Annotated in this window: 20 protein-coding genes; 7 read left to right on the forward strand and 13 right to left on the reverse strand. The window is 72.1% G+C overall.

The features are described from left to right. Window positions 1-6: 6 nt before the first annotated feature. Window positions 7-390 (reverse strand): cupin domain-containing protein, encoded by a 384-nt coding sequence (locus tag HNR57_RS25310; RefSeq protein WP_184563187.1) that lies wholly within the window; start codon window positions 388-390, stop codon window positions 7-9. Window positions 391-606: 216 nt separating this feature from the next. Next, on the reverse strand, window positions 607-1,392 hold the full coding sequence (locus tag HNR57_RS25315; RefSeq protein WP_313674695.1) for a helix-turn-helix transcriptional regulator: 786 nt from the start codon (window positions 1,390-1,392) through the stop codon (window positions 607-609). Window positions 1,393-1,558: 166 nt separating this feature from the next. Between HNR57_RS25315 and folE the strand changes: the two genes are divergently transcribed. Continuing rightward, window positions 1,559-2,215, forward strand: coding sequence for a GTP cyclohydrolase I (gene folE, locus HNR57_RS25320; RefSeq protein ID WP_184563189.1), 657 nt, complete (start codon window positions 1,559-1,561; stop codon window positions 2,213-2,215). Window positions 2,216-2,236: 21 nt separating this feature from the next. Here the strand turns inward: folE and HNR57_RS25325 are convergent, their stop codons facing one another. Next, window positions 2,237-3,598, reverse strand: coding sequence for a pyridoxal phosphate-dependent decarboxylase family protein (locus HNR57_RS25325; RefSeq protein ID WP_184563191.1), 1,362 nt, complete (start codon window positions 3,596-3,598; stop codon window positions 2,237-2,239). A gap of 130 nt (window positions 3,599-3,728) precedes the next feature. Here HNR57_RS25325 and HNR57_RS25330 point away from each other — a divergent pair, with 130 nt between their 5' ends. Next, window positions 3,729-4,202 carry a MarR family winged helix-turn-helix transcriptional regulator gene (locus HNR57_RS25330; RefSeq protein ID WP_313674697.1) on the forward strand — a complete coding sequence of 158 codons (474 nt, stop codon included), beginning with the start codon at window positions 3,729-3,731 and terminating at the stop codon, window positions 4,200-4,202. Between the two features lie 21 nt (window positions 4,203-4,223). On the opposite strand, the gene HNR57_RS25335 is transcribed toward HNR57_RS25330, so the two are convergent. After that, window positions 4,224-6,125: a rhamnogalacturonan lyase gene (locus HNR57_RS25335; RefSeq protein ID WP_184563195.1), complete on the reverse strand. Its 1,902-nt coding sequence runs from the start codon at window positions 6,123-6,125 to the stop codon at window positions 4,224-4,226. 324 nt (window positions 6,126-6,449) lie between these two features. Here HNR57_RS25335 and HNR57_RS25340 point away from each other — a divergent pair, with 324 nt between their 5' ends. Beyond that, the gene (locus tag HNR57_RS25340) at window positions 6,450-7,157 is read left to right on the forward strand and encodes a GNAT family N-acetyltransferase (protein ID WP_184563197.1); all 708 of its coding nucleotides are present in this window, start codon (window positions 6,450-6,452) and stop codon (window positions 7,155-7,157) included. 29 nt (window positions 7,158-7,186) lie between these two features. Here HNR57_RS25340 and HNR57_RS25345 read toward each other — a convergent pair whose 3' ends face one another. From HNR57_RS25345 to HNR57_RS25355, 3 genes are all read right to left on the reverse strand, one after another. Further along, the gene (locus tag HNR57_RS25345; RefSeq protein ID WP_184563199.1) at window positions 7,187-10,024 is read right to left on the reverse strand and encodes a SpoIIE family protein phosphatase; all 2,838 of its coding nucleotides are present in this window, start codon (window positions 10,022-10,024) and stop codon (window positions 7,187-7,189) included. Between the two features lie 54 nt (window positions 10,025-10,078). Next, window positions 10,079-11,167, reverse strand: a complete 1,089-nt coding sequence (locus HNR57_RS25350; protein WP_184563201.1) for an ABC transporter substrate-binding protein — start codon at window positions 11,165-11,167, stop codon at window positions 10,079-10,081. Between the two features lie 131 nt (window positions 11,168-11,298). Then, a complete protein-coding gene (locus HNR57_RS25355; protein ID WP_184563204.1) occupies window positions 11,299-12,330 on the reverse strand; it encodes a saccharopine dehydrogenase family protein in 1,032 nt (343 codons plus the stop codon). A 101-nt stretch (window positions 12,331-12,431) separates the two neighbouring features. Here HNR57_RS25355 and HNR57_RS25360 point away from each other — a divergent pair, with 101 nt between their 5' ends. Then, window positions 12,432-13,376 (forward strand): helix-turn-helix domain-containing protein, encoded by a 945-nt coding sequence (locus HNR57_RS25360; protein WP_184563206.1) that lies wholly within the window; start codon window positions 12,432-12,434, stop codon window positions 13,374-13,376. Window positions 13,377-13,386: 10 nt separating this feature from the next. Here the strand turns inward: HNR57_RS25360 and HNR57_RS25365 are convergent, their stop codons facing one another. Then, window positions 13,387-14,043: a maltokinase N-terminal cap-like domain-containing protein gene (locus HNR57_RS25365; protein ID WP_184563209.1), complete on the reverse strand. Its 657-nt coding sequence runs from the start codon at window positions 14,041-14,043 to the stop codon at window positions 13,387-13,389. 130 nt (window positions 14,044-14,173) lie between these two features. Between HNR57_RS25365 and HNR57_RS25370 the strand changes: the two genes are divergently transcribed. After that, window positions 14,174-14,794 (forward strand): dihydrofolate reductase family protein, encoded by a 621-nt coding sequence (locus tag HNR57_RS25370; protein ID WP_184563211.1) that lies wholly within the window; start codon window positions 14,174-14,176, stop codon window positions 14,792-14,794. Here the strand turns inward: HNR57_RS25370 and HNR57_RS25375 are convergent. The 3 genes from HNR57_RS25375 to HNR57_RS25385 are packed head-to-tail and all read right to left on the reverse strand — an operon-like array spanning window position 14,776 to window position 17,179. Continuing rightward, window positions 14,776-15,078, reverse strand: a complete 303-nt coding sequence (locus HNR57_RS25375; protein ID WP_184563213.1) for a hypothetical protein — start codon at window positions 15,076-15,078, stop codon at window positions 14,776-14,778. The genes HNR57_RS25370 and HNR57_RS25375 overlap by 19 nt on opposite strands. Beyond that, entirely contained in the window at window positions 15,075-15,617 is a 543-nt protein-coding gene (locus tag HNR57_RS25380; protein WP_376772285.1) for a sigma-70 family RNA polymerase sigma factor, read from the reverse strand. The genes HNR57_RS25375 and HNR57_RS25380 overlap by 4 nt, the downstream gene beginning before the upstream one ends. A 20-nt stretch (window positions 15,618-15,637) precedes the next feature. Continuing rightward, window positions 15,638-17,179, reverse strand: a complete 1,542-nt coding sequence (locus HNR57_RS25385; protein WP_184563214.1) for a sodium:solute symporter family protein — start codon at window positions 17,177-17,179, stop codon at window positions 15,638-15,640. 228 nt (window positions 17,180-17,407) lie between these two features. Between HNR57_RS25385 and HNR57_RS25390 the strand changes: the two genes are divergently transcribed. Next, window positions 17,408-19,561 (forward strand): carbon starvation CstA family protein, encoded by a 2,154-nt coding sequence (locus HNR57_RS25390; protein ID WP_184563216.1) that lies wholly within the window; start codon window positions 17,408-17,410, stop codon window positions 19,559-19,561. Continuing rightward, entirely contained in the window at window positions 19,558-19,746 is a 189-nt protein-coding gene (locus HNR57_RS39680; protein WP_184563218.1) for a CstA-like transporter-associated (seleno)protein, read from the forward strand. The genes HNR57_RS25390 and HNR57_RS39680 overlap by 4 nt, the downstream gene beginning before the upstream one ends. Before the next feature lie 25 nt (window positions 19,747-19,771). Here the strand turns inward: HNR57_RS39680 and HNR57_RS25400 are convergent, their stop codons facing one another. Then, complete coding sequence (locus tag HNR57_RS25400) at window positions 19,772-20,392, reverse strand: acetoacetate decarboxylase family protein (RefSeq protein WP_184563220.1); 621 nt, start codon at window positions 20,390-20,392, stop codon at window positions 19,772-19,774. 136 nt (window positions 20,393-20,528) lie between these two features. Then, entirely contained in the window at window positions 20,529-20,795 is a 267-nt protein-coding gene (locus HNR57_RS39210; RefSeq protein WP_221343001.1) for a hypothetical protein, read from the reverse strand. Window positions 20,796-21,016: the final 221 nt, after the last annotated feature.

Below are 21,016 nucleotides of genomic sequence, written 5' to 3' on the forward strand. Positions count from 1 at the left end.
GCTCGCTTACGGGCGGGGCCGGTCCTGGATCTGCATGCCGGGCCGGCGGCGGTGGACCGTCACGTACGTCAGGCCCCTCTCGCCCGCGGTCACGTGGCGGACGCTGCCGTGCGGCAACCAGACGAGGCTGCCGGGCTCCACCGGGTGCGGGCCGTCCGCGGCACCCAGCGTGCCGTCGCCGCCGACCACGAGCAGGAGGACGTCGAGGTCGGGTTCGGCGTGGGTGTCGATGGCCCCGCGGGGCGGCACGCGGATGAGGTTGGCGTCCAGTTGCCGGCCGGGCTCGGCGAGTCGCCACAGGGCGCCGCTCGATCCCGGGGCGGTCGCGGCGAGCGACTCGGTGTTGCCCAGGATCCGCGGAAGGGGAGCGTCGGCCGCGGAGTCAGTCATGGATCGTGCCACCGTCCGATACGGGCCTGCCCTGGGCCGGTTCACCCGGGCGACGGGCGATCCGCGCCGGTCACGGGCGGATGCCCAGAGGAATTTAGCACCGGCCTGCTGCGCGCGGGCGTGCAGCACGTCCCCGATGAACAGGTCGTACACGAGCACGCCGATCACACCGCCGACGAGCGGTCCCCATCACCGCCATGGCCCAGCCCCAGGTGATCAGCAGCCAGTCCCCGGCGCCGAGGAGGAAGACGGTCCCCCGGGCGTCTCGTCCGTGGCGGCCTCGCCCTCGCCCGGGCCCAGCCGGACGCAGCATTCCCCCGGTTCCGGCGCCAGCGCCGCGCGGACGCCGTTGACGTCGAGACCGTCGAGGTAGCCGCTGAGGAAGGCGTGGTTCATGCCGCACACGAGCTCCGGAGCCTTCGCGGCCAGCGGATGGAAGGGGCAGTTGCGCAGCCGGAGCCGGGTCGGGGTCTCCCGGACGGGCTCGTAACCGTACTGGTCCAGCAGGCGCTCGCAGGTCGTCAGCCCCCGCTCGGGGCCCAGCCGGCCCGGGCGGGTCTCGCGTCGCGCGGCCTCACCCACCTGCCGGCCGCGCTCCTGCGCGGCGCGCATCGCCGCCTGCCTGGCGTTCTCACCGGCCCGCTCGGTGAGAACCGCGTCCAGGAGCAGGTCCGCCAGGAGTTCGTGGCGCCGGTCGGGGATGGACACGGTGATCTGGGCGTCGGTCGGCTCGTACACCTTCGGCTGCCTGCCGACCTTGCGGGTGCCGCCCGGTGTTTCGTAGCGGGCGCGCAGCAGGCCCGCGTCGACCAGTTTGTCGAGGTGGAAGGCGGCGAGTTTGCGGGAGATGCCGACGCTGGCGGCGGCCTCGTCGCGGGTGACGGCGCGCCGGGCACGCCGGATGAAGGCGAACATGCGCCGGCGCGAGTCCTCGCTCAGGACGCTGACGGAGTCGATGGCGCTGTCGGCCGGGCCGGCCTGCGCGGGCGGATCGGAAGCCACAGGACCACCGTAACTCCCATCCACGTGGGAGCGAGAGCCTTTTCATCGCTCTGTCCTGCACCACTTGACGTCCGCGCGGAATAACGGAAACACTCGTTGGTGAAACTCCTGGTGGTGCGCTTCGGCCGCCCCCGACACCGCCCCCCGACTCTCGGAGATGGCTGACATGACCGAGTTCCCCGCCCAGACCTCCCTCCGGAGCGACCTGCTCGACCAGGAGACGGCGGCACCCGCCCGGCCCGCCCTGCGGGTGGTCCACGAAACCGACGGGATCGACCTTGCCGCCGCGGAGGCCGCGGCGGGCCGGTTCCTCGACGCCCTCGGCATCTCCACGGAGTCGGAGAGCCTGCGCGGCACACCCGGCCGGATGGCCCGCGCGTACGCGGAACTCTTCAGCCCGCGCCCCTTCGACCTGACCACCTTCCCCAACGACGAGGGCTACGACGAACTCGTCCTCGCCCGGCGCATCCCGGTCCGGACCGTCTGCGAGCACCATCTGCTGCCCGTGGTCGGCGTCGCGCACGTCGGCTACCTGCCCGGGGCCCGCATCCTCGGTCTGTCCAAGCTGGCGCGCGTGGTCGAGTACTTCGCCTGCCGCCCCCAGGTGCAGGAACGTCTGACCAAGCAGGTCGCCGACTGGTTGCAGACACACCTGGAGCCCAAGGGTGTCGGCGTGGTCATCGAGGCGGAGCACTCCTGCATGACGCTGCGCGGTGTGCAGGCCACCGGCTCCGACACCCTGACCTCCACCCTGCTCGGCCTCCTGCGCTCCGACGCCCGCTCCCGCGGCGAGTTCCTCGCGCTGACGCGTGTGACCCCCTGACCGCGCTTCCGGGTCCTGCGGTCATGACCGGGCGAGACGCGTGACCCGGTCGTGCAGGCGCTGCACGTGGTCCTCGGACTCCGGCTTCATCAGGACGCTGCGCAGGATGCGGGCACCGTCGGCGTCGGCGGCGACCTGCGGGTGGCGTGCGGTGAAGGCGTCGCGGTCGGCCTTGAGGGTGCTCAGGAACACGGGGTCGGTTCCTGTCATCCCGTCGTCCAGGACGCGGGCCGAGGCCGAGTCGACACCGCTGAGGGTGGCGGGCTCCACCGAGGGGAAGTAGGTGACGATGTCCAACTCGGGCTGCTGATAAAGCTCCAGGGCGTCCGAGGCGGTGATCAGGCCGGCCCAGCGCAGGGCGGCCCGGCGGCCGGCCCCGAGGACGCGGCCGAGTCCGTCGGGGGTGGGCGGGAGGACCTGGAAGGTGAGCCACAGGGCGGCGGCCGAGGCTCCGGCCCGGGAGCATTCCAGGCTGATCTCGCCCAGGTGGAGCTCGCTGGAGGTGAAGTAGGTGTACGGCGAGTCGTGGAGGTAGAAGCGGCCCACCTCGGGGTCGCGGAAGAGGACGGCGCCGCAGCCGTAGGGCTGGAGTCCGTGCTTGTGCGGGTCGACGACGATCGAGTCGCACCGGGCGATCGCCCGCCAGGGCTGCTCGGGAAGTCCTTCCGGGCCGTCGGCGCCGGCAAGCAGGGTGAAGAACCCGCCGTAGGCCGCGTCGACGTGCAGCCGGACCCCGTAGCGGTCCCGGAGGGCGAGAGCGGTGTGGATCGGATCGACGGCTCCGAGGCCGGTGGTGCCCGCGGTGAGTACGACCGTGCCCACTTCTCCCGTCCGCAGGATGTCCTCGAGCGCGTCGATGCTGATGCGGCCGCGGTCGTCGGTCGGGATCGGATACCCCTTCATCCCCAGGACGTGGCACATGCGGCCGTGGGTGTAGTGGGCGTCGGCGCTGTAGGCGATGCCGCGGCCGGGGTGGAGTTCGCGGGCGACGAAGAGGGCTTCGAGGTTGGCGATCGTGCCGCTGGTGGTGAGGTGGCCGAGGTGGGTGTCGTAGCCGAACATCGCGGCCAGGTGCGCGACGGCCTCGCGCTCCATGCGGGCGGTGGCCGGGCCGCCGTCCAGGGCGTGGTTGTTGGGGTTGATCAGCATGGTGGTGAGGTAGCCGACGATCGCCGCCGGGTGCGGGGGCTTGAGCATCTGCCCCGCGTAGCGCGGATGGAAGAAGGGGTAGTTCTCCTTCAGCCTCCCGGTGAGCTCCTCGAAGGCGGCGGCGAAGCGGTCGTCGTCGACGAGGAGGGACGAGTGCTGCTCGTAGGGGCCGAAGGTGTCGGCCCACTGCTGTATCGCGTCGTTGGCCCGGCCGAGCCAGTGCTGCAGGTCCACGGATCTCCCTCTCTGCCGATGTGGTGGCTGGGGGTCCACCGTAGAGAATCGTTGACTGCTCAGCAATTGATTGCTCAGTAGTTGAGACGGCAGTAGGTGAAGAAGCAGTAAAGTCGGCCGGGTGAACCCCGTGGAACGAGAGAACGACGAGGCCGCCCGCGCCGCCGGCAGCAGGCTCGTGCAGGACTTCGGACTGCTGATCAAGGCCGCCACCCGCCTGGAACAGCGGATCGACATGGCCCTGCGTAAGGAGTGCGAGGTCAGCCACACGATGTTCGAGGTCCTCATCCGGCTGTGCCGGCGCCCGGACGAGGAGATCTCGCAGCGCCGGCTGGCCGACGACCTCACCCTCACCAGCAGCGGCATCACCCGCCTGATCGACCGCATGGAGGGAGCCGCCCTGGTGCGGCGCGGGCCTGCTCCCGGAGACCGCCGAAGCGTCCTGGTCGAGGCGACCGATCACGGCCGTGCGGTGTTCCTCCGGGCTGCCGCCGTCCACGCGCGGGTCGTCGAGCGGTACTTCGTGGCGCCGGTGGCCGGCGCCGACTACGCACGGCTGACCCGCGCGCTGGGCGAGATCGACAAGGCGCTGCGCGACACCTGACAGCGCGGGGTGGCCCCTGGGTCAGGGTGTGTAGACCGTCGGCCGGGGCGCCGTGGGCATGGCGTTGCCGATGAAGAAGCTCGGGTGCGGGGGCTGGTTGTAGGCGGTGTTCTGCCAGGCGAGCGCCGTGCGGTACTGGGTGTCGTGGAGCAGGGTGGTGATCTTCGTGCTGGTCTGGTTCGGCGTGGAGTAGATGCGCAGCGCCTTGTTGTCACTCGTGCGCCAGATCACCTCTTCGCGCCAGTCGCCGAGGATGTCACCGGACAGGACCGGTGTGGACTTGGTGCCGTTGTTGGAGGCGACGCCGGAGCCGGTCAGCAGCCGGGTGTCGCCGGACGTGCCGTACTTGTCGATGCGGGTGCCGTCGAGGAGCTCGCGAACGGGGTCGCCGTCCCACCAGGACAGGAAGTTGATGCTGGAGGGCTCCCGGCCCAGGGAGGCGCCGGTGGCCGAGCGCAGGGTGGTGTCGGCGGCGGACCACGCCTCCGCGCCCGCGCTGCCTGCGTAGACGTCGGCGGCGACGCCACGGCCGTTGTCGGACCCCGACGCCGTCTGCCACAGGATCTGGCCGGTGCGTGCGTCGGCCATCCAGGAACCGGGCTTGCTCGCGTCCTCGGAGACCTTGAAGTACTCCAGGCCCGCGCGGCCGGGGTTGAGGTCACCGACGTGGCCGGCGTCTCCGTGGCCGAGCCGGGTGGTCCACAGCCCGCTGCCGTTGTCGTCCACGGTCATCGCGCCGTAGACGATCTCGTCCCTGCCGTCGGCGTCGACGTCGGCGACGGACAGGCTGTGGTTGCCCTGGCCGTCGTAGCCCTTGCCGCTGTTGGTGGAGGAGGTGGTGTCGAAGGTCCAGCGCCGGGTGAAGGCGCCGCCCCGCCAGTCCCAGGCGGCTATCACCGTGCGGGTGTAGTAGCCGCGCGCCATGATCAGCGAGGGGCGGGCACCGTCCAGGTAGGCGGTGCCGGCGAGGAAGCGGTCGACGCGGTTGCCGTAGTTGTCGCCCCAGGAGGAGACGGTGCCGCGGCCCGGGGCGTAGTCGACGCTCTGCATCGCCTTGCCCGTCTGGCCGTTGAACATCGTCAGGTACTCGGGCCCGGACAGCACGTAGCCACTGGAGTTGCGGTGGTCGGCGGAGGAACTGCCGATGACCGCGCCGGTGCCGTCGCGGGTGCCGTCTGCGGTCTTCATGGCGACTTCGGCCTTGCCGTCGCCGTCGTAGTCGTAGACCTGGAACTGCGTGTAGTGGGCGCCGGAGCGGATGTTGCGGCCCAGGTCGACGCGCCACAGCCGGGTGCCGTCGAGCTTGATGCCGTCGACGATGGTGTTGCCGGTGTATCCGGACTGGGAGTTGTCCTTGGCGTTGGTGGGCTGCCACTTGAGGACGAGGTCCAGGGCACCGTCGCCGTCCAGGTCGCCGACGGAGGCGTCGTTGGCCTCGTAGGTGTAGGCCGAGTTACCCGGAGCGGTACCGCCCGCGGGCGGGGAGACGGGCACGTCCTTGTAGCCCGTGCGGAACTGGACCGCGGGCGCGGACGCGGCCTGCTCGGTGCCGTTGACGACCGTGCGCACCGTGTAGTCCGCCGACGCCGCGCCGCCCGCGTCGAAGTAGTTCGTCGAGGCGGTGACGGGGGAGGAGTTGAGTCTGGTGCCGCCGCGGTAGACGTTGAACGACACGTCGTTCGGGTCGGTGGCCAGCCATCGCCACGACACGAGGTTTCCGCTGCCGGTGTGCACGCTGGACAGGCCGCGGTCGAGCTTCTCGACCTGCCGGGCGGTCGCCGCGTTCGCGGTCTGCGGCAGTGCGACGAGTGCGGAGGCGGCCAGTGCGGCAGCACAGACGCAGCCGGCGAACCGGCCGCCCGGCCGGAGGGATGATCGCCAGGGTCGTGGCGCGGTGCGGGGACGCCGGTACGGATCGGTCACGGTGGCCTCCGGGGCGTGGGGGGTATGGGAACGCTCCCATGAGGTGGGAGCGTAAGAACGGGCTGATGCCTCGTCAAGAATTCTGTCCAGTCTGCTGTTTGGCCCTGTGCGGATCCGTGAGTTTCTCAGTGTCCAGAAGCAGACGGTCGTCGGGCGAGCGCATCGACGAAGTCATCGGCCTGTGAGCAGAGCCCGGCCGCCCCCGAACTGCCCCCGCCCGCCGGCCTCGTACGATCACCGCTTTAGCATGGCGGCCGGCATCCGAAGACGCCGCCGGGCTCGATCTCGGCCGGCACCGACCGAGGGCAGGGAAGGCGCAGCACGATGACGGGGTTCCGCGACGCCGACGTACTCGACGACCCGGTGGGCGAATCGCTCCGCGGGCACCACGCACACCTCGCCCGCCGGCTCGGTGACGCCGCCACCTACGTGCCCGGGGTCGCGACCTTCTCCGCGGTGCCCGCCGAGCCGGACGCGGAAGCATGGGCCGACCTGGCCAAGCTGCTGGGGCCGGGCGAGTTCGCCGACATGTTCAGCTGCCCGGCCGTGCCGCCGCCGGACTGGGAGCCGGTCTTCGTCCTGGAAGGCCGGCAGATGATCTGGGCCGGTCACGGCGGCCCGGATCTGTCCGGAGCCGACATCGACTCCGGCGTGGCCGAACTCGGCGCGCAGAGCGTGCCCGAGATGCTCGGCCTCATCGAGCGGACCCGCCCGGGGCCGTTCTGGCCCCGCACGCACGAACTCGGCACCTATCTCGGCATCCGCGACGGCGGCACGCTGGTGGCGATGGTGGGGGAGCGGCTGAGGCCTCCCGGGTGGACCGAGATCAGCGCCGTCTGCACCGCCCCCGAGGCGCGCGGCCAAGGGCATGCCGTCCGCTTGCTGAGCGCGCTCATCGCACGCGTCGTGGCGCGCGGCGAGCGTCCCTTCCTGCACGTGGCCGAGGAGAACAGCGGCGCGCTCGCACTCTACGAACGGCTCGGCTTCGAGACGCGCAAGCCCGTGACGTTCCGCGGTTTCCGTACGCCATGAGGCATCGGATCCCGACCTGACGAGGCGCCTCACCAGGCCGCGTCCTCCCACTGGTCCAGCAGGTCTTCGGCCGACACCTCCTCGGGCTCGACGGCCGGGCTCCGGGTGGACTGTTCGGTCCAGATCACCTTGCCCCGGGCCAGGTAGCGCGTTCCCCACCGCCGGGCGAACCGGGCGACGAGGAACAGTCCCCGCCCGCCCTCGTCGGTGATCGCGGCCCTGCGCAGGTGGGGTGAGGTGCTGCTGCCGTCGGCGACCTCGCAGATCAGACTGTCGCCGTCGCGCAGCACGCGCAGCCGGATCGGTTCGATGCCGTAGCGGATGGCGTTGGTGACCAGCTCGCTGACGATCAACTCGGTCGTGAAAGCCAGCTCCTCCAGCCCCCACGCCACGAGCCGTCCGGTGACCTCCGCCCTGATGCCCGCGACGGCCGCGGGATCGCCGGGCACCTCCCACTCGGCCACCCGGGAGCGGTCCAGCAGCCGGGTGCGGGCGACGAGCAGGGCGATGTCGTCGCTGGACCGGGCGGGAAGCAGCGCGTCGAGGACGTCCCGGCAGGTCTCTTCCGGAGTGCGGCCGGCACCGGCCAGAGCGTGGCGCAACGCCTCCAGACCGGCGTCGATGCCCCGCTCCCGGTCCTCGACCAGACCGTCGGTGTAGAAGACCAGCCGCGAGCCCTCGGGGAGGGTGACCTCCGCGGTCTCGAAGGGTTCGGCGCCGCCCAGGCCGAGCGGCGGTGAACCGGGCACCCGCACGAACTCCACGGTGCCGTCGGGGTGCACCAGGGCCGGCTCCGGATGCCCGGACCGGGACAGGCAGCACTTTCCGGAGGCCGGATCGTAGATGGCGTAGAGGCAGGTGGCGCCCGCGACGCTCTCGCTGTCCCGCTCCTCGTTCTCGTCGCTGTCGATCCGTGCTACCAGCTCGTCCAGGTGCCCGAGGAGCTCGTCCGGGGGCAGGTCGAGGGCGGAGAAGTTGTGCACGGCGGTGCGCAGCCGGCCCATCGTGGCCGCGGCGTGCAGGCCGTGCCCCACGACGTCGCCGACCACAAGGGCGACCCGCGCACCGGGCAGGGGGATCACGTCGAACCAGTCGCCGCCCACGCCCTCCAGAGCGGGCAGGTAGCGGTGGGCGACCTCGACGGCCGAGTGATCGGGCAGGGAGCCCGGCAACAGGCTGCGCTGCAGTGACTCGGCCAGGGTGTGCTCGCGGGTGAAGCGGCGGGCGTTGTCGATGGCGACCGCGGCCCGGGCGGCCAGTTCCTCGGCGAAGGCCAGATCCTCCCTGCCGAAGGGGGCGCCGTCGGAGCGCCAGAAGCTCGCCATGCCCAGCACCACACCGCGGGCCTGGAGCGGCACCGTGATCAGGGAGTGGAAGCCGAGGTCCAGCACCCGTCTCGCCCGATGGGGATCCTGGGCGCTCATCCAGCCGCCCGAAGCGGTCAGGTCGACGTCCAGGACCCCCCGGCCGCGCTCGGCGCCGACGGCCGCCGGCGACGAGGGGACGAAGCGGATCAGCTCACCGACCGGATAGAGGGACCGGGCCCCGTCGACGCCGTGCACCGCCACCCGGCGCATCTCCGGACCGGGCCCGGCCGCCACCGCGCCGCGCAGGATCGGGTCCAGCAGGTCGACCGTGGCGGTGTCGGCGAACCGGGGAACCGCCACCTCGGCCAGCTCCTGCGCGGTACGCACCACGTCCAGCGTGGTTCCGATCCGCACCCCCGCCTCGTACAGCAGCCCCAGCCGCTCCCGGGCCACCTCCGCCCGGCCGGCCAGGGCCCGCAGCTCCGTTGTGTCACGCAGGGTCGCCACGCTGCCCGCGGGGCGGTCGTCCGGGTCGACGGGCCGCACGTTGACCGCCAGCAGCCGGTCGCCGGCCAGGTGCACCACGTCGGTGACCGGCCGGCCCGAACCCAGCAGCTCGGCGGTGCCCGCCTCCAGACCGAGATCCGTGACCCGGCGCTCCTCGGCATCCGCGGGCAGGTCCAGCAGCCGTCGCGCCTCGTCGTTCGCGAGCAGCAGCCGCCCGTCGCTCCCGATGATCAGGACGCCCTCCCGCACGGCGTGCAGCACCGCGTCGTGATGCTCGTACATGCGTGTCATCTCGGACGGATCCAGGCCACGGGTCTGCCGCCGCAGCCGCCACGAGACCAGAGCCGTCCCGCCCGCGGCCACCGCGAGCGCGCCACCGGCGAAGCCCAGTAGCTGGGGCAGCTGGTCCATCACCACGTCGTCCACACTGGCCACGGTGACCCCGACGGACACGAAGCCGACGATGGTGATCCCGTTGGTGTCGTAGACCGGAACCGTCGTGTCCACGGCCAGACCCAGACTGCCCTCGAACGTCTTGGTGAAGGGCCGGTCGGCGGCGCCGCCCTCCCGCACGGCGTAGATGTGCTTGCCGATCAGCTTCGGGTCGGGGTGGGTCCAGCGGAAGCCCTGGGGATCGAAGGTCACCACGTAGTCGACACCGGAGTTCTTCCGGGTGTCCTCCGCCCGCGGCTGCAGCAGCTCGGTGGGGTCGCCGGACTTCATGGCGTCCAGGGTTCCCGGGGCCCGTGCGAAGGACTGGGCGACGCCCTTGGAGAGCTGCCGCGCCTCCTGCGTGCTCGACTCCCGGGCCTGCACGACCAGGGCTCCTCCCGCGGCGGCGGCGAACAGCACCATGATCACCGACTGCAGCAGGAACACCTGGCCGGCGACGCTGCGCACCCTCGGCAGGACCTGCCATCGAGGTCCCGGGGACCGGGCCCCGCGCCCCTGCTGCGCGTCGTGCCGCCCTCCCCGTACTGAGGCCGACCGGGTGCGCCCGCCGCTGCGCGGGGAGGAGCGGAAGGCCGAGGATCGACCGGGGTGCCGGGGCATACCGACTCTTTACCATGCACGTTCATATTCAGCCATATGGCTGCATTCAGTCGGTCAGGTGCGAGCCCAGTCCCGCCAGCGCCTGGTCACGCGGTCCCGGTTCTCGAGCCACCACTCGATGTCCAGGTCGAACCCCGACAGCAGATGGCCGGGAGTGCTGGGCAGACGCGCGGCGGTGGACTCGGTCAGGTAGCCGTAGGCGGCGGGCACCACGGGTCCGTCGGGGTAGAGCCGCGCCATGTGGGCCTGCACCCGGGGCCGCAGCGCGAAATCGATCAGCCGGTAGGCGGCGTCCGGGTTGGCGGAGCCCTTGGGGATCCCGAAGCCGTTGCTCTGCCTGCGGGCGCCGTTCCACTCGTAGGCGAGGGGAGTCCCGCGCCCGAGCAGGCTCTGGACCCGGCCGGCCCAGGAGCTGGAGGCCACGACACTGCCGCCGGACAGCAGCTCACCCGGCTCCGCGCCGTACTCCCAGAAGGTCCGCACGGAGCCCCTGATCTCGTCCATGACCTTGAAGGCGCGGTCCACATCGAGGGGGTAGAGCCGGTCGAACGGCACCCCGTCCGCGAGCAGCGCGAACTCCAGCTCCGGCCAGTCCACCTCGCCCTGCAGCGCACGGTTGCCCGGGAAACGCCCGAGGCCCCAGAAGTCCGCCCACGACTCGGGCTTCCTCCCGCCGAACGCGTCGGTGCGGTAGGCGAGGACGCTGGCCCAGTAGCTCTTGCCCACGCCGTTGGGGGTGAGCAGCGACTGGGCGATGCCGGCGTTCCTGACGTTCTTCAACCGGCCGTAGTCCAGTGGCTCCGAGGCGCCCTCGTGCTCGAAGAGCACCAGATTGGACATGTCGATGTCCATGACGTCGAACCGCGGCCGGCCTTCCTTGATCTGGGCGAGCATCTGCTCGTGCCCGAAGTCCACCACCCTGATCCGGATACCGGTCTCCCGGGTGAACGGCTCGTAGACGGCCTTCCGGTTCGCCTCGCCGTAGGAACCGCCGAAATTCCGGACGACGAGCACCCTGCTGCTCTCGGCGGCACTCCGCTCGGTACGGGTCTCACACCCCGTGAGCGACGCGGCGGCCGCGCCGGCGGCGAGCCCTCCGACTCCGGCCAGGAAGGCTCTGCGGTCGAGTGCGACGTCTCCCACCGGCTGCCTCCACAGTGACTTCTGGATGATCCGAGACGGAGGGTGGGTCCTGGCCGGCCTTCTTCCTCTCGCAGCTTTGGTCAGTGTTTACCAGGAAACGTGCCTTCTTCACAGAGCTGTGGGCGGGGGCCTCACCGACGCAGTTCCACCGCGAGGTGCGAGGACAGGGCGCGGAGGAAGTCGGCCGCGTCGAAGATCTCGCCGGCGGAGACGACGCCGGTCGTCCTGGTCTGCCCGGTGAGGATGCGGTGCACCGCCTCCACAGCGAGCGGCGCCGTCACCGCGTAGATGTCCTGCCCGCTCGCCACGGCGCGCCGCTCGGCGCCGCCGGAACGTACGACGACGTCGACGAGGAAGGTCTGGGCGGACCGCCCGTGCTCGTCGACCGCGGCGGGCGTCGGTGTGCCGGGCGCCGACACGTCCCGGGCGGCCCCGGCCGTCATGTAGGTACGGACATCGGGGATGGGCAGGTGGCTGGGGATGGTGACGACGTCGGCCATCGTGAACTCCCCGATGACGGGTCGGGAGCCCAGCGGCTCCGGAAAGGGCCACTGGAGGGTCGTCGCCTCGTCCCGGCGGTAGTCCAGCCGCCCGTTCCGGTACACCACGCGCGCACCACCGCGCCGCTCCCGGGAGACCGCGCCCGCCGCCCGTGTCCCTTCCGTGGGCTGCCAGCCGCTCAGCGCGTACGCGACGTGCGCCTCGTCGGCCTCGGTCCAGTCGCCCATCGCCGCGGTGGCCAGCAGGTCACCGAGTCCGCCGAAGAAGGCCATCGCCGGGACGATCACCGCGCCCGCGGCGCGGGCACGGTCAGCGAAGTGGGCGAACGTGTCCGCGTTCGCCTCGATCTCGGCCGCCACATCGACATACGGGACGCCGGCGCGCAGGGCCGCCTCGATCACCGGAGCAGCCGTCGTGGCGAACGGCCCGGCACAGTTGACCACCGCGGCCGCGCCGGCCAGTGCGCGGTCGAGTGCGTCCGGATCGCCGACCGACGCCGGCCGGACCTCCAGCCCGGGGTACGCCGCCGCCAGCGCCTTCAGCTTCACCTCGTCGCGACCCGACAGGACCGGGACGAACCCGCGGTCCAGCAGCTCCGCCACCACGAACCGCCCCGTGTGCCCGTACGCGCCGAACACTGTCACCGTCTGACCCGGTCCCATGAGCTCTCCCCTGTGCTCGAACGATCAACTGCGCCCATCCTGACGGCGATGAGCATCCGACCGTGAGTGTCCGGAACGACACGCCCCATACAATTACGGACATGACCACTGTCGCGCTGGCCGCCACCGACGGGATGCTGCACTTCGAACTGTCCCTGGCGCACGAGGTGTTCGCCGCCGCCCCGGCCGGGGTGACGGGCCCCTGGTACGACCTCACCGTCTGCGGCCCGGCCCCCGTGCACATCGGCCGGTTCCGGCTGGAACCCGACGCAGGGCTCGACCGGCTCCGGCACGCCGGCACCGTGATCGTCCCCGGCTGGGCCGATGTCGACGAGGACCCACCCGCCGCGTTGGTCGACGCGGTGCGCGAGGCCCACGAGGCGGGCGCGCGGGTGGTCTCCCTGTGCACGGGCGCGTTCGTCCTGGCCGCGGCCGGCCTGCTCGACGGGCTGCGCGCCACCACGCACTGGGCGCACACCGGGGAACTGGCCGCCCGTCACCCCCGGGTGGAGGTCGACCCGGACGTGCTGTACGTGGACAACGGCAGGGTGCTCACCTCCGCCGGCAAGGCCGCCGCGCTGGACCTGTGCCTGCACCTCGTCCGTCTCGACCTGGGCTCGTCGGTCGCCAACGCCGTCGCCCGCCGCCTGGTCGTACCCCCGCACCGGGCGGGCGGACAGGCCCAGTTCGTCACCACCCCGGTGCCCGAGCGGGACGACCACCCGCTCGCCGCGCTGTTCCCCTGGATCATCGAGCGGCTCGACCAGCCGCTGACCGTGGAGGACCTGGCCCGCCGGGCCGGAATGAGCTCCCGTCACCTCGGCCGGCACTTCAGAGCGGTGACCGGCACGACCCCGTTGCAGTGGCTGCTGACCCAGCGCATCCGGCACGCCCAGGAACTGCTCGAGAAGACCGACGACAGCGTCGACGGCATCGCGGCGGCCACCGGCATGGGGACCGCCACGACGCTGCGCCGCCACTTCAACCGCACGGTCGGCGTGCCCCCGGACACGTACCGCAGGGCGTTCCGCTCGCGGACGCGCTGATCCCGAGGGGCTACGCCCGGCCGCCGGCGTGCAGAACGGCGAACGCCCCCTGCGCGCGGGTGCCGTCCGCCGCCTCCCAGGAGCCGGCGACGTGGGCGATCGCTCCCTGCGGAGGCACGACGAGGCCGTCCGTGGCGGGCTGCAGGGCCCGGTGCAAGCGGAGAACCGGGCCCTGCGGTGTGGTCAGCGCGGTGCCTTCCCGGTCGTCGGTGACGGTGAAGTCCGAGGAGAGGGAGCCTTCACCGGTGCGGGAGACGACGATCTCCTGAGCGGGAGTGTCGCTGACGTTCTGGTCCTGGGCCTGGGCCCGCCCTTCGATCAGGGCCCCCAACTGGGCCACCACCACGGGATCGTGGCAGCCGTCGTAGGCCCAGCGCCGCCCCAGCACACCGTGCTCCATCGTGCCCACGAGGGCGTGCTCCGCCCCTTCGAGCGGGGCACCGCGATAGGCCAGGGGCACCAGGTAGGCCACCGGCTGAGGGCCGGAGGCGTCGGTGACCACCATGAACTCGATCCCCACCTCACCCTGCGGATCGTCGAGCCGGAAGCCGCCCGCCTTCGCCAACTCCGGCTCCGCCGCGCCGCGGTACCACGGACGGGAGGGCAACCAGGCGGTGAGCAGCTCCAGCTTGGTCGGCTTCAGGGTGGTGTGGTGGATGACGGCCATGCCGGGCGTTCCCTTCCGGTGCGTCGTACGGGCGATCACACTTTCGCATCCGCGCGGAGCGGTCAGGGGCCCAGGGTAGGAGTCCGCGCGCGTAGGTTCTGACACCGGAACGCCACGAGGAGGCAGGACCATGACCCCATCGACGGGCAGGGTGGTGTGCGACATCACGATCTCGGCCGACGGCTACTCGGCCGGGCTCGGCCAGACGGAGGAGCGGCCGTTCGGGGACGACGGCGGTGACGGCTCGGGTGAACAGCTGCACGCCTGGATGTTCCGCACACCCGGCGAGAACCGGGCCGAGATCGACCGGCTGAACACAGCCGGGGCGTTCATCATGGGACGCAACATGTTCGGGCCGGTGCGCGGCGCGTGGGACCGGCCGTGGAACGGCTGGTGGGGTGGCGATCCGCCGTTCCACGCGCCGGTGTTCGTGCTCACCCACCACCCGCGTGAGCCGCAGCCGATGGCGGGCGGCACCACGTACCACTTCGTCACCGACGGCATCGCCTCGGCGCTGGCCCGGGCACGCGAGGCGGCCGGGGACGGCGGCGTCACCGTGCTCGGCGGCGCGACCACCGTCAACCAGTACCTCGCCGCCGGCCTGATCGAGGAACTGCGGCTGCACATCGCGCCCCTCACGCTCGGCGCCGGTACGCGGCTGTTCGAGGGCGTCCCGCCGCTGAGACTGGAGCAGGTGACCTCGCGGGCGGCGAGCGGGATCACGCACGTGACCTACCGCGTGCTGACCTGAACGTCCGGGAGGCCTGCGTTCGGGAGGCCTGCGTTCGGGAGACCGGAGAAGATCACTCCCGAATGAGACGGAGCCTCGTTCAGCACCCACAGACCGATCAGCGTGGCCAGCGCGAACACGACGGTGATGAGCACCGCGAGGACGAGCCTGCGACGGCGTTCGCGACGCAGCCACTCACCGCGTGCCGTGCGGTAGGCGTCCGGCGCGGCCCGCACCCCGCCGGCGAGGGCGGCCAGGGCCTCGGTCAGCTCCCGTTCCGTGCGGTCCGGATCGGTGTGGTTCATCGCCGGGCCTCCATCGCCTGGGTCAGCGCGGCGAGACCGCGCGCCGTGTGTGTCTTCACCGAACCGGAGGAGATGCCCATCGCGGCCGCGATCTCGCCCTCCTTCAGTCCGAGCCAGTGCCGCAGCACGAGCGCCTCGCGCTGCCGGGCCGGCAACTGCTGCAGCGCGTCGATCAGGACGCGCTGGTCGTCGCGGAGCAGCGCAGCGCTCTCCGCGGAGACGACGGTTTCCTCGGGCGGACTCTCCGCGTGCTTGCGGGCGACCTGGAGGTGCCGGATCCGCATCCGGGTCAGATTGCACACCGTGGAGCGCAGATACGCCTCCGCCGCCTCGATGTCCCTCAGGCGCCGCCACTTCCGGTAGATCTGGTAGTACGCCTCGGCCACCACGTTCTCCGGGTCGTCCGCGCCCAGCAGCACCGCCAGGCGCAGCATCGAGGCGTAGTGCAGCTCGAAGAGGCCCGCGAGTCCGGCCTCGCGCTCCAGTTCCGCCGGGTCGGCCGGCGCGGGTGTCAGCGCCTCGACGCCGGGCTCCGGCACGGGTATCGGGTGTCTGTGTCTCACTGCTGGTTCGCTCCCGTCTCCGGGCGCCGCCTGACGGTCAGGCGGGACGGCAGGTCGGTCAGGTCGGCGCCGCGCGGGACGCCGAGACGTTCGAGTACGGCGGTGCCGGCCACCGCGACGATCAGGTTGAGCAGCAGGGCGGCGAGCCCGGCGTAGATCTCCAGCGGCCCGGAACCGAAGCCCACGATGGACGAGAAGCCCTCGCGGACGACCAGGTACGTCCCGGCGGCCATGCCCGCCGCCCACCCGGCGAGCAGTGCCCGCGGATGCAGCCGTCCGGTGAACAGCCCGATGGCCACGGCCGGGAAGATCTGCAGGATCCACACCCCGCCCAGCAGCTGGAGGTTGATCGCGTCCTGGTCGCGCAGCCCGAAGACGAACGCGACCGCCCCGGCCTTGGCGATGAGCGAGACGGCCTTGGCGATGCGGACCTGCCGTTTGGGCGTGGCCGTCGGATGCACGTACTCGACGTACACGTTGCGGACGAAGCTGGTGGCGGCCGCGATCGACATCACCGCCGCCGGGACCAGCGCCCCGACGGTGATCGCTCCGAACACCAGCCCCGCCAGCGGCGCCGGCATCAACCGGTCGACCAGCATCGGCACGGCCGCCTCGGCCCCGCCCTCCGGCGCCCGCACCCCGGCCGCGAGTGCCGCGAACCCGAGGACGCCGAAGAGCGCGAGCAGTCCCGTCCAGGCGGGCAGCGCCACCGAGACCTTGCGCAGGGTGCGCGGTCCGTCGGCGGCGAACCCCGCCGTCAGCACGTGCGGGTACATCAGCAGGGCGAGCGCCGAGCCGAGCGCGAGGGTGGCGTAGGCGGGCTGCTGGGCCGGAGCCAGCACCAGCGCGGGGCCGCCGAGCCGCCGGGCCGCTCCGTCGAAGACGGCACCCGGCCCGCCGAGCCGCTCCAGGACCAGCCAGGTGACCGCGGTGAGCGACACGAAGACGGCCACCGCCTTCAGCGCGGAGATGACGGTGGGTGCCCGCAGCCCGTGGCGGTAGGTGGCCACGGCGAGCCCCGCGAACAGCGCCACCATCACCAGGTCCCCGGCCGCACCGCGCGGATACACCCCGCCGGCCGTCAGCACGGCCCGTATGCCGAGCAGCTGGAGCGCCAGGTAGGGCATGGTCGCGAGGATCCCGGTCAGCGCGACGACCAGGGCGAGCGGCGGCGACCCGTACCGCCCGCGGACGAAGTCGGCGACGGTGATGTAGCCGTGGGCGCGGGCCACGGTCCACAGGCGGCCGAGCAGCACGAAGGCGAGCGGGCAGAGGATCACCGTGTACGGCACGGCGAAGAAGGCCGCGGCGCCGTTGCCGTACGCCAGCCCCGGCACGGCGGTGAAGGTGTACGCGGTGAAGATCGTGCCGCCCAGCAGGAACCAGGTCCACACCGGGCCCAGGCTGCGGTCGGCCAGTGCCCAGCCCTCCAGGGACGGCAGCCGGCCGCTGGGCCGCAGGCGCCGCGCGGTGACGGCGAGCAGCGACGCTCCGCCGATCACGGCGAGGAACGTCGCGGTCATGGTGCCGTCCGCCATGGGTCACCGTCCTTGGTGTGCCTGATCCCTCGCGCAAGAGTTGCGCGGCGGCCCCGATCGGAGGACACGGAACCGGCGGGAAAATCCTCTGGACATTCGCTGTCAACCGGTTCCAGGGGGTGGGCAACTCTTGCACAGACCCACAGCGAGCGGGAGAGCCGCCGTTTCGCTGATCCCCGGGCACCTCGGGTCACGAGGTGTCCCGCACCGCCCCGGTGAGGAGCCGCCATGCCTGCGTCCACCCTGCCCGAATCCGGCCTGCCAGCGCCCGAAAAGTCGCGTATATCACTTCGATCCGCCCTGCTGTGGACCGGCGTCGCTCTGCTCGGCGCCGTCGCCTGGGGCGTCCTCGCGCTGGCCCGGGGCGAGAGGATCTCCGCCGTCTGGCTGGTGGTCGCCGCGCTCGGCTCCTACGCCATCGCCTACCGCTTCTACGCCCGGTTCATCGCCCGCCGGGTGCTCCGGCCGGACGACCGCCGGGCCACGCCCGCCGAGCGTCTGGAGGACGGCGTCGACTTCCAGCCGACCGACCGCCGGGTGCTGCTCGGCCACCACTTCGCCGCGATCGCCGGCGCCGGGCCACTGGTGGGACCGGTTCTGGCGGCGCAGATGGGCTATCTCCCGGGCACGCTGTGGATCGTCGCCGGGGTGATCTTCGCCGGGGCGGTGCAGGACATGGTGGTGCTGTTCCTGTCGATGCGCCGGGACGGCACGTCGCTGGGCCAGATGGCCCGTGACGAGATCGGCCGGGCGGGCGGGGCGGCCGCCCTGGTCGCGGTGTTCGCCATCATGATCATCCTGCTCGGCGTGCTCGCCCTGGTGGTCGTGAACGCTCTGGCCCACTCCCCGTGGGGCACGTTCTCCGTCGCGATGACCATCCCCATCGCCCTCTTCATGGGCTTCTGGATGCATCGCGTCCGTCCCGGCAGGGTCGTCGAGACCAGCCTCTTTGGCGTGGCGCTGCTGCTCCTGGCGATCGTCGGCGGCGGCTGGGTGCAGAACTCCTCCCTGGCCGGCACCTTCACCCTCAGCCCCACCACCCTCGTCTTCTGCCTCATCGGCTACGGCTTCGTCGCCTCGGTGCTGCCGGTGTGGATGCTGCTGGCGCCGCGCGACTACCTCTCCACCTTCATGAAGATCGGCACCATCGCCCTGCTCGCCGTGGGCGTGATCGTGGCCGCGCCCGTGCTCCGGGCCGACGCGGTGAGCGACTTCGCGACCTCGGGAGCGGGCCCGGTCTTCGCGGGGGCGTTGTTCCCCTTCCTCTTCATCACGATCGCCTGCGGCGCGCTGTCCGGCTTCCACGCCCTGGTCTCCTCCGGAACGACCCCGAAGCTGATCCAGAAGGAGTCCCAGGTCCGGCTGATCGGCTACGGCGCGATGCTGATGGAGTCGTTCGTCGCGATCATGGCGCTGATCGCCGCGGCGACGCTGGAGCCGGGTCTGTATTACGCGATGAACGCCCCGGCTGGACTGCTGGGCGCGACCGCCGAGTCCGCGTCCCACGCGGTGGCGGGCCTCGGCTTCACCATCACCCCCGACCAGCTCACCCAGGCCGCGAAGGCCGTCGAGGAACAGACCCTGATCGCCCGCTCCGGAGGCGCCCCGACCCTCGCGGTCGGCATGTCGGAGATCTTCTCCGGCGTCTTCGGCGGGGCGGCCATGAAGGCCTTCTGGTACCACTTCGCGATCATGTTCGAGGCGCTGTTCATCCTGACCACGGTGGACGCCGGGACCCGCGTCGGCCGCTTCATGCTCCAGGACATGCTCGGCAACGTCTACAAGCCGCTCGGCCGGGTCAACTGGAAGCCCGGCATCTGGCTGTGCAGCGGTCTGGTCGTCGCCGCCTGGGGCTACTTCCTCTACACCGGCGCCACCGACCCGCTCGGCGGAATCAACCAGCTCTTCCCGCTCTTCGGCATCGCCAACCAGCTGCTCGCCGCCATCGCCCTCGCCGTCTGCACCACCGTCCTCGTCAAGTCCGGGCGGCTGCGCTGGGCCTGGGTGACCGGCGTTCCCCTCGCCTGGGTCACCGCGATCACCTTCACCGCCGGCTGGCAGAAGGTCTTCTCCACTGACCCGAAGATCGGCTTCTTCGCCCAACGGTCCCACTATGCCGACGCCCTGGACGCCGGCCAGATCCTCGCCCCCGCCAAGACGACCGCCGACATGCACACCGTGGTCACCAACTCCACCGTCGACGGCGTCCTCATCGCCCTCTTCCTCCTCCTGGTCGCCGTGGTGATCGTCAACGCGGCGGTGGTCTGCGTGCGCGCGATACGGTCCACCACGCCACTGCCGACCACCGAGGCCCCGTACGTCGAGTCCCGCATCGACGTGCCCGGCGCATCCGTCGAGCCCCTGGCCGGAGCCCGCTCGTGAGGATCCGGCACTGGGTGCGGGCGGTGCGCTGGTACCTGCGCGAGCTGACCGGAGAGGCCGACTACGAGCGGCACTGCGAGCGGCACCGGCGCCACCACCCGCTCGCCCCGGTGCCGACCCGCCGCGAGTACCAGGTGCTGCGCACCCGGCACCAGGAGGCCCGCACCCACAGCCGCTGCTGCTGAGCGGCTCGCGGGACACCGCGCGGGCTCAACTGCCCACGGTGCTGCGGAAGTCGCGGACGGCGAAGGACAAGAGCGGTTTGTGCCGGGCCAGTACGGACAGGGGAGCGCCGGCCCCGGTCGTGACGCGGCTGCGGCCGAGGGCCGGCCGCCCGCTGATCCGCGCGGGCACGCGGCACTCCGTACCGTCGGGCAGTTGCTGGACCAGGTGGGCGCGGGCGGGCAGCCGGAAGGGCAGCCGCAGCACGTCCCGGTACGTGAGGCGGACCGGCGGAATGCCGGCGGCGGTCAGCTCTCCCCGGCCGCCCCGGCCGTCCGCGCTGAGCGTGATCACGCCCTGCTCCTTCGGGATGCCCCACAGGGCGCGTCCCCCGGCCAGGGACTGTTCGTCGTCGACCCAGGCCGCCACGGTGCTGCCGGCGAGGCGGCGGCCGTGGCGAACGGCCAGGGCGACGAGGAACTCGCGGTAGGCGAGGACGCCGCCGGGCCGGTAGTCCACCCAGAAGGTCAGCAGGGTGGCCCGGCGCCGCACGACCCAGGGGCGAACCCCGCGCGGCAGGGGCCAGGGCGGCAGATCGTCCGCCGGGACGCGCCACAGCGAGACGACCATGTCGCCGGTGAGATGCCAGGGCGACGGAGGAAAGGGCACGGCTGCTCGTTCCACGGCGTGATGACCGACTTCCTCGGCTGGGACTCGTACGGCAGATTGTCCCACCGGAGACGGTCGGGACCGGGCTGTGACGTCCGGGGCGACGGGTGCCGTGAGAGGGGCCGGCTCCTGTCGGTCACACGTCGAGCAGGTCCCGGGTGCGCACCGGACTCCCCAGCTCGAAGGACCGGTTCGCGGTGAGGCCCGCGACCAGTGAGCGTGCCCCGTCGACGGCGTCCGCCGCCCGCCCCAGCGGGTCGGCCACGGGTTCGCCGAAGAGATCCTCGAGCATGCGGACGTCCCCGCCGCCGTGACCGCCCTCGCCGGTCCGAACCTCCAGTACGCGCGGCGGTTCCCAGAACCGGCGCAACATCAGCTCCGTGCGCCCCGCCGTGTCGCCCACCGGCTCTCCGTGCGGCACGGCGCTCTCGTCCCGGACCGGCGACCGGGTCCAGGCGGACTCCTCGACCAGCAGCTCAAGACGTCCTTCGCTGCCGTTGACACAGAGAAGTCCCCGGCGGCGTAAGCGGGTACCGAGGCGCCGGGGCGCGGGCGCCCGGTCCCACCACGGCGCAGCGGCGGCGCGCGGCGTCGGAAGGCGTACGGTCTCCGTTTCGGTTCGGT

This window comes from Streptomyces paradoxus (assembly GCF_014202475.1).
GTDB lineage: Bacteria > Actinomycetota > Actinomycetes > Streptomycetales > Streptomycetaceae > Streptomyces > Streptomyces paradoxus.